The organism is Cesiribacter sp. SM1 (genome assembly GCF_020178975.1).
Classification (GTDB): domain Bacteria; phylum Bacteroidota; class Bacteroidia; order Cytophagales; family Cyclobacteriaceae; genus Cesiribacter.
This window is the reverse complement of the sequence record NZ_JAHXBU010000092.1, coordinates 369,738-381,782: the sequence shown is the minus strand read 5'-3', so window position 1 is coordinate 381,782 and position 12,045 is coordinate 369,738. Positions and strand designations below refer to the sequence as shown.

At 47.6% G+C, this 12,045-nt stretch carries 9 protein-coding genes; 5 read left to right on the top strand and 4 right to left on the bottom strand.

Annotation, left to right across the window (positions count from 1 at the left end; all coding sequences use genetic code 11):
• Window positions 1-88: 88 nt before the first annotated feature.
• Together KWJ01_RS21335 and KWJ01_RS21330 are read right to left on the bottom strand one after the other, a co-directional pair.
• On the bottom strand, window positions 89-991 hold the full coding sequence (locus KWJ01_RS21335; protein ID WP_224999142.1) for an SDR family oxidoreductase: 903 nt from the start codon (window positions 989-991) through the stop codon (window positions 89-91).
• Window positions 992-1,235: 244 nt separating this feature from the next.
• Window positions 1,236-2,243 (bottom strand): ABC transporter ATP-binding protein, encoded by a 1,008-nt coding sequence (locus KWJ01_RS21330; protein ID WP_224999141.1) that lies wholly within the window; start codon window positions 2,241-2,243, stop codon window positions 1,236-1,238.
• A gap of 257 nt (window positions 2,244-2,500) precedes the next feature.
• On the opposite strand from KWJ01_RS21330, the gene KWJ01_RS21325 reads away from it, so the two are divergent.
• Both KWJ01_RS21325 and KWJ01_RS21320 read left to right on the top strand, forming a co-directional pair.
• Complete coding sequence (locus KWJ01_RS21325; protein WP_224999140.1) at window positions 2,501-3,895, top strand: MATE family efflux transporter; 1,395 nt, start codon at window positions 2,501-2,503, stop codon at window positions 3,893-3,895.
• Window positions 3,896-4,018: 123 nt separating this feature from the next.
• Entirely contained in the window at window positions 4,019-4,492 is a 474-nt protein-coding gene (locus KWJ01_RS21320; RefSeq protein WP_224999139.1) for a hypothetical protein, read from the top strand.
• 6 nt (window positions 4,493-4,498) lie between these two features.
• Here KWJ01_RS21320 and KWJ01_RS21315 read toward each other — a convergent pair whose 3' ends face one another.
• Window positions 4,499-5,401, bottom strand: a complete 903-nt coding sequence (locus KWJ01_RS21315; protein ID WP_224999138.1) for a sulfotransferase domain-containing protein — start codon at window positions 5,399-5,401, stop codon at window positions 4,499-4,501.
• Window positions 5,402-5,538: 137 nt separating this feature from the next.
• Window positions 5,539-7,311, bottom strand: coding sequence for an ABC transporter ATP-binding protein (locus tag KWJ01_RS21310; RefSeq protein ID WP_224999137.1), 1,773 nt, complete (start codon window positions 7,309-7,311; stop codon window positions 5,539-5,541).
• Window positions 7,312-8,114: 803 nt separating this feature from the next.
• Here KWJ01_RS21310 and KWJ01_RS21305 point away from each other — a divergent pair.
• Genes KWJ01_RS21305 through KWJ01_RS21295 form a run of 3 tightly spaced genes read left to right on the top strand, consistent with a single transcriptional unit; the run spans window position 8,115 to window position 12,014 of the window.
• Complete coding sequence (locus KWJ01_RS21305) at window positions 8,115-8,825, top strand: SDR family oxidoreductase (protein ID WP_224999136.1); 711 nt, start codon at window positions 8,115-8,117, stop codon at window positions 8,823-8,825.
• A 33-nt stretch (window positions 8,826-8,858) separates the two neighbouring features.
• Window positions 8,859-9,977, top strand: coding sequence for an NAD(P)-dependent oxidoreductase (locus KWJ01_RS21300; RefSeq protein ID WP_224999135.1), 1,119 nt, complete (start codon window positions 8,859-8,861; stop codon window positions 9,975-9,977).
• Window positions 9,978-10,001: 24 nt separating this feature from the next.
• The gene (locus KWJ01_RS21295; protein WP_224999134.1) at window positions 10,002-12,014 is read left to right on the top strand and encodes a GDP-mannose 4,6-dehydratase; all 2,013 of its coding nucleotides are present in this window, start codon (window positions 10,002-10,004) and stop codon (window positions 12,012-12,014) included.
• The last annotated feature ends 31 nt before the right edge of the window (window positions 12,015-12,045 follow it).

Below are 12,045 nucleotides of genomic sequence, written 5' to 3'. Positions count from 1 at the left end.
TGACAAAAGCAGTTTTCCTGCTACTGCATTTTGAGCAGGAGCAGGAAAATCTGCAAATGTGCTTAATCAGAACTGCTTAGATGATGCCCTATATGGTAGGTGTGCCTCCTGTAATCTGAACAGTGGCACCAGTCATGTAACTGGAGTCCTGTGAGGCCAGCAGCACATAGGTAGCGGCCAGTTCAGCCGGCTGGCCGGCGCGTTTCAGTGGAACGTTTTTACCAAAGCTTTTTACCTGTTCCTCTGGCATGGTAGAAGGGATAAGCGGTGTCCAGATAGGGCCTGGTGCCACACAATTTACACGTATGCCTTTTTCTGCCAGCAGCTGTGCCAGGTTGGCTGTAAAATTCTGTATTGCGCCTTTTGTAGCAGCGTAGGCCAGCAGGGTAGGCCTGGGTTTATAGGCATTTACCGAGGTGGTATTTACAATGGTGCTGCCGGGCTTCATGTGTGGCTCTGCTGCTTTACAAAGGTAAAACATAGAGTAGATATTGGTGCGGAAAGTATAATCCCATTCCTCGCTTGGTATATCCTGCAGCGATTCACGCGTCATTTGGAAAGCTGCATTGTTCACCAGTATATCGATCTGGCCAAATTCATCTACGGCACGCTGCACTATCTTTTTGCAGTGCTCCTCCTCGCTGATATCGCCACTGACAAGCACAGCTTTTTTGCCTGCTTCCTTAACCCATTTTGCCGTTTCGTTTGCATCTTCATCTTCGCTAAGGTAGGAGATCAGTACATCAGCTCCTTCGCGGGCAAAGGCAATGGCTACTGCACGGCCAATACCGGAATCACCGCCGGTAATGATGGCCTTTTTACCCTCCAGCTTGCCCGAGCCGCGGTACGACTTTTCACCATGATCTGCCTCCGGGGTCATTTGATCTTCAGTACCCGGCACATCCTGTTCCTGCTCAGGGTAAGGGGGTTTTGCATACTGTTCTTTCGGATCCTGCTGGGGCCTGGTTCTTTCTCTATCTTTGGTACTCATAAGTTTCAATAAAAGATTTACTAATAATTAAGTTTGAGGGCGGTATGAGCGCCCTGTAAATCATAAAACTGAAACGATACTGCAGGGTTTGTGGAAACCGGACAAAGGTGTAAGATACCTGAACGTTTACCACCCTTTGAGCCGTGCAGCACATGCTGTGTTAAATGAATAGGTTTTTGTAAAGAAGGGGGAATATGGAAGATTCTTTTAGAGAATTATATCAAAGGATAGACCGGCACAGCTTTCAAATATAGTGAAGCTTACGGGGCTGTAACTGCAGATAAACGCTCTCACCAGGTGTATGTATACCACTCTCAGCTCTAACTAAAACCGACTCATGATCTATTAGCACTTCAAGCTCATAGAAGCTGCCATAAAATGTAGAGCGCTTAACTTCTGCCTGCAGCCCGGCATTTTCTGCGTTAACTATTTTCAGGGCTTCAGGCCTGAGCAAGAGGCTTTTCCTTTTTGGCTGATCCCTATTGGCAGGAGATAATTTCAGGGCTGTTGCAGGTGATAGCAGGCTGTATTTACCAAAAAGGCCAGCAATATAAGCGCTCTCTGGCTGCTGGTATATCTGCTCCGGGCTTCCCTGCTGCAGTATTTGCCCTGCCTTCATTACAAGAATCTCATCGGCCCACGAAAGGCTGTCATGCGGGTCGTGAGAAACCATCATACAGGTAATTTTTAGATTTTCGCCAATGTCGTGAATCACCGCTTTCAGCACATTTTTATGTACCATGTCGAGGTTGGAGTAGGGTTCATCGAGCAGCAACAGCTTTGGCGAAGAGATCAGCAGCCTGGCTATGGCAATGCGCTGGCGCTCGCCTCCGGATAACTGATCTGTTTTGCGTTTCAGCAGGTGTTCGATCCGGCAGATCTCATATATTGATGCGGCCTCTCCAGAACTTAGGGTATTGGCGTATTTCAGTACCTGCTCTACGCGTAAAAAACTGGCTAGTTCAAATTGCTGCGATAAGTAAGCAATGCCCGGATGCCCTGCCACCAGTTTCTCTTCAGGCCCTTTTACCCTTACTCCCTCAAAAAATACTGCTCCTGTATCGGCTTGTACCAGGCCTGCTACAATTTTCATAAGCGTACTTTTGCCCGAGCCTGTTTCTCCTGCAATGGCAATGTTCCGGAATCTCTGTTGTGTAAAGCTAACTTCCTTCAGCTCAAAACCCCTTTCTTCTTTTTTGCTGACAGATGATACTTTTAGAAAGTTTATGGATTCAGAGGCGGCTTTTTTCATTCCGGTTTGATTGTTGTCAATGCTTAAAGGGCTTCTATAGTGCCGGTAAAAGGTTACAGATTAAACCTGCTATGTGCAGCTAACGCTCAGGCCAATGGCATGGCAAAGATCGGTTTAATTTCACTCAAAAAACAGACTGTATCCATAGAATCAGCGTTTAGCCACCATTCATTTGCAAAAGAAATCAGCATGGAAGTACAAAGCAGGAAATTGAAAAACAGCTAACTTGCTGCGATTTTTCTGACTTACAATATTCCATGAATACTGTTACTGGTTTTTTTAAGCTTTTATGGGCGGCTGTTAAAGGGGAAGAACAGGATTACACTACGCTTAGCATTAGAAAAAGCATAGTGCTGCTGGCCATTCCCATGATCCTGGAGATGCTCATGGAGTCCCTTTTTGCAATAGTAGATATCTTTTTTGTTGGCAAACTTGGTGCTTATGCACTGGCTACGGTAGGGCTGACGGAATCTGTGCTGATGATCATCTATTCTGTTGGCATGGGGATCAGTATGGCCGGAACTGCCATGGTATCGCGCAGGTTCGGCGAAAAGAATTACTTGGAAGCGGGCAGTGCTTCTTTTCAGCTGGTAGTAACCGGAGCCGTTTTAGCCCTGCTGATGGGAGGGCTGGGCTTTATCTATGCAGCAGAAATACTGGCATTGATGGGTGCCGAGGCAGATGTGATCGCTGTTGGTGTTCCTTATGCCAGGATCATCTTTGCAGGCAATCTTGCCATCCTGCTGCTGTTTCTGATTAACGGAATATTCCGTGGCGCAGGTTTGCCTCACCTGGCCATGCGGGCACTGTGGATCTCCAACGGGGTTAACATTATTCTGGATCCGCTCCTTATTTTCGGTATTGCAAACATAGAAGGCTTAGGCCTGACAGGAGCTGCCTGGGCAACTACCATTGGCAGAAGCATAGGCGTAATTTACCAGCTGTACCACCTGTTCAATGGTAAACACCTGCTTACCATTGTGCGGGAGAACCTGGTGCTGAGCTACAAGGTCATCATCAGGATCTTAAAAGTATCTGCCGGGGGCATGGGGCAGTTCCTGATCGATTCTGCCAGCTGGATTTTCCTAACCCGCATCATTGCTGAATTCGGAAGCAACGCACTGGCCGGTTACACCATTGCTTTTCGAATCATCATGTTTACGCTACTGCCCGCATGGGGTTTATCTTCGGCGGCGGCTACCCTGGTTGGTCAGAACCTGGGCGCAAAAAAAGCGAAAAGGGCAGAACTCTCGGTATGGCTTACAGCCCGCTACAATGTTATTTTCCTGGCAGTGATTACAGTTATTTTTGTGCTCTTTGGTGAGTACCTGGCGCGCATATTTACGAGCAATACAGAAATTATCGATTTCGCATCGGAAGCCCTCCGGATCATTACCCTTGGCTATGTTTTCTTTGGCCTGGGCATGGTGATGGTGCAGGCATTTAACGGGGCAGGCGATACCCGCACTCCAGCCTTCATAAATATTGTGGTGCTGTGGCTGATTGAAATACCCTTTGCTTATCTGCTTGCCATAACATTGGGATATGCTGCAACTGGCATCTTCATAGCCATTGCCATATGCCACTCCCTGCATGCACTGGTAAGCTGGTGGCTGTTCCGGCAGGGCAAATGGAAAAGCGTGAAGGTTTAGTTGATGTGCAAAAATCCACGTGTACAGCGGAGCATGGCTTTTTGACACCACCTTTATCGTTATAGAATCAGACAAACAATATCGCAGCCAGTTTATTATAAAAACTGATAGATAAAACAGTGTATGGCATTCAATCAGAATATTGACTTTTTAATCAGGCAGCAGCTGGTAAACCTTTTACAAGGGGGCTTTGCACCCGTGGTGATACTGCTGCGGGAATTTCATTACGATAAAACCGGTATTGTGCTGGACGGACTGCACTTTTCTGCCTTTTCGCTGCTGGGGCATATGCAGGCACGGCAAAACACGCTGCTTAACTTCATGAGAGACCCGGAGAATAACGAAGAGGTATGGGAAGATGCACACTGGCCACAAAAGTTTGCGCCGGATAACGAAAAGGAGTGGCTTGAGGCTATAGACCAGTTCGAAGCAGAGCTGGAAGAGGCGATCAGCATTATACAAAACCCGCAAACACCACTGTACGAAGAGCAGGAAAATGGTAAAACCATTTCATGGGCGGCCATGGCACTTTTTCATCATAATGGTTATCACATAGGTCAGATGAAGGCAATTGGCAGGCAGCTGGGTGTCTGGTAAAGCAGTTTACTGGTATAGCGGCTGCTGCGATTCAATAATATCCAGCTTTAGCTGCTCAAAATTTATGTTTGCTTCTTCAGCTTGCGGGCTGTAATGAAGGTGCTGACTGCGCTGCCGTGGGTACCCCAGGTGCTGCAGCAGCGGGCCTGTTATTGTATCAGCTTTTTCTACCTGCTCATCAGTAAGCCCCTCAAGCCAGTAGCCGGCGGTTCCTTTTTTCAGGTGTTTGGGATTTTGCTTTTTAAGGGTAGAAAAGCTAACGGCGCTTTCAAGTTCCTGGCGTTTGGCCTGGCTAAGCTCCAGTTCCAGGTATACCAGCAGCCTATCCAGCTCCTGCTGAAAATGGAGCAAAAAGCCTTCGTAAAAGCAAATGTGAATGTTGTATTTACTGCTTAGCCTCAGGTGGTCAAAAACATGCCATACCCATTCGTGCATCAGCTGCTCATAGTTCTTTTGCAGGAACTTAGCCGGGTCTGTTTCCTCCTGCGGAAAGTACTTTAACATATAGGGCGAACAGTAGTATTTGGCGGCAGAAAGTGCCCTGTCCCTGGGATCCCTGATGATGTACACCTTTTTATCAAAAAGCTCCAGCACCTCGCCGCTGCGTTTGCAGATTGGCGAATGCGTCCATACATGAGTGGTCTGGCTAATGTATTCCTTTAGATTGTCAACAGGCTTTCTGTAGATGCTGCTGATGCGGTAGCTGTCCTGCAGATCCGTTATCTCCAGCACATCTATCCTGGCCTGTTCCGGAAAATTAAGGTCCCATTCCTTAGCCAGCCTGTAAATGGGCTGCTGCTCTATAAAGCTGGTGGTGCTGTTGCCTATTCGTTCAAGAATTTGCTGAATGATCTGGTATAACCAGAAGTTGCCACACTTGGGTACGCCTCCCTGCAGGATTTTCATCATGTATTACGATCTATATTAAAAAAATGCTACCAGTCCTTAGCTGCACCAAGCATGCAAAAGACCAGCAGCACTACAACCTGCAAAGTTTAAGATCTGTTTTGGTTCGTACCGGTAGCCAGGGCTAGAATTTCATTTCTTTATGCCACCAGTAAGCCTCTTACCTGTCTGTTCACCAGCGATGCATAGTAACCATTTGCAACCATGAGGCCCTGGTGCGAGCCTGCCTCCAGTATGGCCCCGTCTTTCAGTACCAGTATACGGTCTGATTTAACTACGGTGCTTAGGCGGTGAGCAATCACGATAGAGGTACGGCCGAGCATCAGGCGCTCCAGTGCTTCCTGTACCTGCGCTTCCAGTTCAACGTCCATGGCAGAGGTTGCCTCATCCAGGATCAGGATAGGAGGATTTTTAAGAATTGCACGGGCAATGGCAATGCGCTGGCGTTCGCCTACGGAAAGATTGCCGCCACGTTCACCGGCCATGGTGTCGTAGCCGTTAGCCAGCTTCATGATGAACTCATGGGCATTGGCGGCTTTGGCTGCTTCTTCAATCTCCCTGAAGGAAGCATCTGGCCTGCCGTAAGCAATATTATCCCGTATGCTCTCATTGAAGAGCAGGGCATCCTGGAGTACTACACCAATGTTCTGCCTGATTGACTGCTGCTTCAGGCTACGTATGTCCTGGCCATCAATGCTGATGGTGCCGCTGGCTGGGTCATAAAAGCGCTGGATAAGGGCTGTCATGGTTGATTTTCCAGTGCCGCTTGGCCCTACAAAAGCAATGGTTTCCCCTGCCTTTATGCGCAGGTTAATGCCTTTCAGAATGGGTCTGTGGGTAGCGTTGTAGTGGAAATGTACATCTTCGAAGCATATCTCACCTTTTACCTGCTTAAGTTCTTTTGCATCTGGCGCATCGCCCAGGAAATCCTGCGTATCCAGAATGGAGAAGATGTGTCCCAGCGAGGCACTGGCGGTACGGATTATGCGGTAAATATTGGTGAGGTTCTGAACCGGCCCGAACAGGCCACCTACATAGGCAATAAAGGCCACCAGTGTGCCCAGGGTCATTTCATCTCTTAGTACCAGCATACTGCCAAAAGTAACGGCAGAAACAGTAGCTAAAGTAACACTAAGGTTTTGTGCCGCCCTAATCTTTGAGTCGAAACCTACACCGTTTACCACCGTCTGGTTTGCCTCGCCCACATTGCTAAGGAAACGGTTTTTCTCGTAATCTTCCATGGCAAAACTGCGCACGGTTACAATACCAGACAGCACCTCGTTAAAGCGGGAGTAGATCTTGCCCCACTTATGCATCAGGAATTCTTCGCGTTTGCTTTGGGTAGGTGCGGCCCAGGCTGCTATAATGGCGGGAAGGGGAGCAAATGCCAGTACCAGCAGGGTCATGCGCCAGTCAAGCTGCAGCATTACAATAATGGCAAGGCTAAGGTAGGTAAGGGCAGGGGCAAGGTTAAAGATCACTTCTGATAATGCCCCCAGAAAGCCCTGAATGCCCCGGTCCAGCTTTGTCATGATGGCACCAATACCCTCCCTGCGCTGGTTTTCCAGCGGAAGCCGGTGCAGCCTTTCTACAGTGGCACTCAGGAGGCCCTGGTGTATGGAAAGGCGGGTTCTCCAGGTAAGATAGTTGGAACGGGCAGAAATTGCTTCTTTCATAAAGGCCATTGCAACCAGTCCGGCTGCAGTAATCAGTACCTGATCAAGCGAAGATTTACTACCCAGGCTATCGAAAATGTGCCGCATGAGCAGCGGTTCTGCAACCCCGATGGCAGCCACTGTAAGTGCACAAAATAGCACGATCAGTATATAGCGTCGTTCTGATTTAGCGTAACCAAGGGCGCGGCTTATTTGCTGCCAGTGCCCACCAATCTGTTCCTTTAACTTATTAAACATTTCCTGTTTTCTCTCACTCTGGCTAATGGCTGCCTGCTGCTGATCAGGCTCCTGATATTCAAATTTATAATATAAAAGTTATTGTAGGCTGCTGCAGGAAAGCCAGATGGATTGAAATAGGATTTAGGAATGATTTTGAAGTGTAAGAAGATAGCGGTTCTTTGGGAGATACAGGCTTATATGTTCTTTCTGCAGCCGCTGTGAACTGTGTGGATACTGAAACATTCCTGCAGCTTTTTTGTAAAACTGTTTCTATGGCGTTTCTACAGCTTTACAGCTTTGTAGAAGGAGTAATTTTTAGGTGCAGCAGGCAAAAAATTAGCTTGTTTTCAGTTATGTAATATTTTCTTATTCTTTAAATGAAGAATCCACCTAAACACTATAGTGTTGATGCACAGGCAGAAAACTCATGATTATGCTGCCAGGCTTAAAGCTGGCAGCATATAGCTTACAGGTTAAACAGTTTTTTTATAACTTTAGGTGAGGCATGTTAAGGCACTGTATTATAGCAGGTTATATGGGTGTTCTTCAGGCATTTCACCTGGTGTGGATAAGCTTCTTCAGCAGCAGCCAAACAATTTTATATAGCAGAGGTTCTTCTTCTATTACTTTAAGCCAAAGCTTATTTAGCTTAAAGCAACATAAATACATCTGTATATAGTGGTTCATGCTTATTTCACCTGAAAACGTATGGTCAATTTTTTCATTTGGTGAACATGCTTATATGCAGACTATAATTTAAGCAGTCAATACAGTAGTACCTGGATTAATTAAGAAGCATCATCTTGGTCAGAGAAGAGAACATGCGATCCTTACCACATAAAACAGCTCTGGTAACTGGTGGAGCAGGAGGAATTGGGCTTGCTATTGCCAACAAGCTGGCAGAGGGGGGGACTAACACCATCATTGCAGATCCAAAACAGCCTGTTGCACAATATCTTAGGCTGTTTTACCACAACACAGACATTACCTCTGCCGAGTCTGTTGCAAGGCTATACACGTACTTGCAGGATCGGCACGGCATTCCAGACCTGATTGTTTGCAATGCAGGCCAGGGCATTAAAGAAAGGCTTGCAGAAGGAGATCCGGAAAAGTGGCATAACATCCTGAATTTGAATGTGATGGGGCATTTACGCACCATCAGGGCGTTTCTTCCGCAGATGCTGGAAAAAAGCCATACCACCGATATCGTATTCATATCGTCAGTAGCAGCCCGGAAACCACATGAATGGGGGGGGATTTATGCTGCCTCCAAAGCCGCAATTCAGAGTATTGCTGAAACACTGCGGCTCGAAGTGCAGCCAAAAGTGCGTGTTAGTACAGTGCTGCCGGGGGTGGTCGATACAGACTTTTTTTCCAATACGATAGGTGGTAGTGATGAATCAGCGAAAAACTTTGGCTGGGGGAGCCTCAGTGCCGAAGAAGTGGCAGAGGCAGTCTGCTACATCATCAGCAGACCAGCCGGGGTTGCAGTAAATGAAATAACCATTCGGCCTGCAGCACAGGCATTTTGATAGAGGAGTTAAGATTATTTTTTATTATTTTTTATGAGTAAGCAAATATTAATAACAGGCGGAGCAGGTTTCATTGGCTCCCATCTTGCCAATGAACTTTTAAAGAACGGTTATAAGGTTAGGGTACTGGATAACCTGCTGGAGCAGGTGCACGGCAGCGAGCAGCGCAGACCGGTATACCTGCATCCGGATGTGGAGCTTATGCAGGGTGATGTTCGCGACAGAAAAGCACTCGATCGCGCTTTGCTGGATGTGGATGTGGTCTACCACTTTGCCGCCCGTGTGGGCGTGGGGCAAAGCATGTACGAGATAAGTGAATATACAGATGTAAATAATATGGGCACAGCTGTTCTGCTGGAAGCACTGGCAGATCAGCCTGTTGAAAAACTGGTGGTGGCCTCCAGCATGAGCATTTATGGCGAAGGCCTCTATGAGAATGCTGCCGGCGAAAGGGTAGTGGCTAATTGCAGGCCAAAAGAGCAGCTCAGGAAAGGTGCCTGGGAAGTGCTGGACCAGGACGGAAATATACTGAAGCCCGTAGCAACACCCGAAACCAAAACACCAAACCTGGCATCTGTTTATGCACTTTCTAAGTACGACCAGGAGCAGATGTGCCTGATTGTTGGCGCAGCCTATAACATACCTACAGTAGCCTTACGCTTTTTTAATGTGTATGGCCCTCACCAGGCACTGTCTAACCCCTACACGGGTGTGCTGGCAATTTTTGCCTCTCGTTTCCTGAACGATAAGCCGCCCATGATATTTGAAGACGGACTGCAGCAGCGCGACTTTGTAAGTGTTTACGACATTGCCAAAGCCTGCCGCCTGGCTATGGAAACACCCGATGCCGCCGGGGAAGTATTCAATATCGGCAGCGGCCAGAGTTTTACCATTCTGGAAATAGCCAATAAAATGGCACGGGTAATGAACAAAGAGCATCTGCAACCCGAAATAACCGGTAAATACCGGGTGGGCGATATCCGCCACTGCTATGCAGATATCTCTAAAGCTAGAAAGATACTGGGCTTTGAACCTTCCTATACGCTGGAGCGTGGCATGGAAGAGCTGGCAGAGTGGCTACAAACACAAATTGCAGAAGATAAAGTTGCAGATGCCAAGCAGGAGCTGGAGGCAAGGGGTCTGACTGTATAAATTTCAACCGAGACAAATACCACTATGAATAACCATAAGAACACACCTGCTGTAGGAATTGTACAGTGGTTTCATCTAGGCGAAAAGGAGAAGGTTAAACGTACTATTGCAGACCTGAAGGAATTAGGAGTAACACAACTTAGAACAGGTATTTCCTGGGCTGATCTGTTCAGTCCCGAGGGTAAGGAGTGGTATGACTGGCTGCTGCCCAAGCTTGCCAGCCATTTTGAACTGCTGCCCTGCTTTACCTACACACCTCCCTCGCTTGGCATAGAATCCAAGATTTCCTCTCCACCCAGGAACCTGAAAGACTATGCCGACACACTCGATACGCTTATAACCGACTATGGCGACTACTTTGAATACATAGAGCTTTGGAATGAGCCCAACAACAAAAGTGAGTGGGATTATACCTTAGACATGGCCTGGGCAAAGTTTGCCGAAATGATTGGCAATGCAGCCTACTGGGCCAAACAAAGGGGCAAGAAAACAGTGCTGGGCGGCATGAGCCCGATCGATCCCAGCTGGTTAAGCCTGATGGGCGATTATAAGCTGCTCCAATACATTGATGTGGTGGGTATTCATGGATTCCCTGATGTTTTTGATTTTAGCTTCGAGGGCTGGATGGAAAACATCAGCAGGGTGCAGGAGATGCTTAAATACCACAAATGCAATGCTAAGATCTGGATCACAGAGTGCGGCTTTTCTACCTGGCAGAACAATGAGCTAAAGCAGGCCGAAGAATTTGCCAAACTGCTGAACCTGCCCCTGGATCGCGTGTACTGGTATTCTCTTTACGACCTGGAGCCAGAAAAAAACACCATGGATGGTTTCCATCTCGATGAACGTGAGTATTCTTTCGGCATCATTAAACTGAATGGCTCACCCAAACTGCTGCACAGCCTGTGGATGGAGTACGGCCTTAGGGCTATTCCGGATAAGCTTGACTCGCTAAAGCCACTGGCCCTGGATAGCAGCCCTGAAGAAAAGCCAGTGCTGATAACAGGGGGCGCCGGCTTTGTGGGTACCAACATGGCCGATTACCTGCTGTCGCAGGATATTCCCGTGATCATTTTCGATAACCTTAGCCGCAAAGGGGTGCTTAAAAACCTGAGCTGGCTTAAAAATAAATGGAAAAACAGGGTGCAGATCACCATTGCCGATATTCGTAATCCTTACGAGGTGGAGAAAGCGGTAAATAAAGTATCGCACATCTACCACTTTGCGGCGCAGGTAGCCGTAACCACATCTGTTACCGATCCCGAAGAAGACTTCGAGGTAAACCTGAAGGGTACGCTGAACATCCTGAATGCCATGCGCAAGATGGAAAATCCGCCAAGCCTGCTCTATACCTCCACAAATAAAGTATACGGCAACCTGGCCGGACTTAGGCTTAACGAAAATGAGCGGAATTACACGCCCTCAAACCTTGCCTTTCAGGAAGGTATTGACGAGGAACAGCCGCTAAGCTTCCACAGCCCCTATGGTTGTTCCAAAGGCGCAGCAGATCAGTATGTATCGGATTATGCCCGCATTTACAACCTGAAGGCAGTGGTATTCCGCATGAGCTGTATTTATGGCCCGCACCAGTGCGGTTCCGAAGACCAGGGCTGGGTGGCTAACTTCCTCATAAGGGTGCTTAACGATGATACCATCAACATCTACGGCAATGGCAAGCAGGTAAGAGATATCCTGTATGTAGAAGACCTGGTGCAGGCCATGGAACTGGCGCGTAAACACATCGATAAGTTCAGTGGCGAAGCTTTCAACATTGGAGGCGGTGTAGATAATGCGGTAAGCCTGCTGGAGGTGCTTGATATAATATCACAGGCACACGGGCAGCAGCCTATTACCAAGTACGGCGACTGGCGCCCTGGTGATCAGTACTATTATGTGTCTGACTTTGCCAAGTTCCAGAAAGCAACCCAATGGCAGCCACAGATATCCTATAAAAGAGGTATCAAGAAACTCTACCAGTGGCTTCGCCAGGAGAGCCCAGCACAAAGCATGCAAACGCTTAAAGCGCTGAAAGCCTGATACAAAACCTCAACCAAAACAATAATCATTT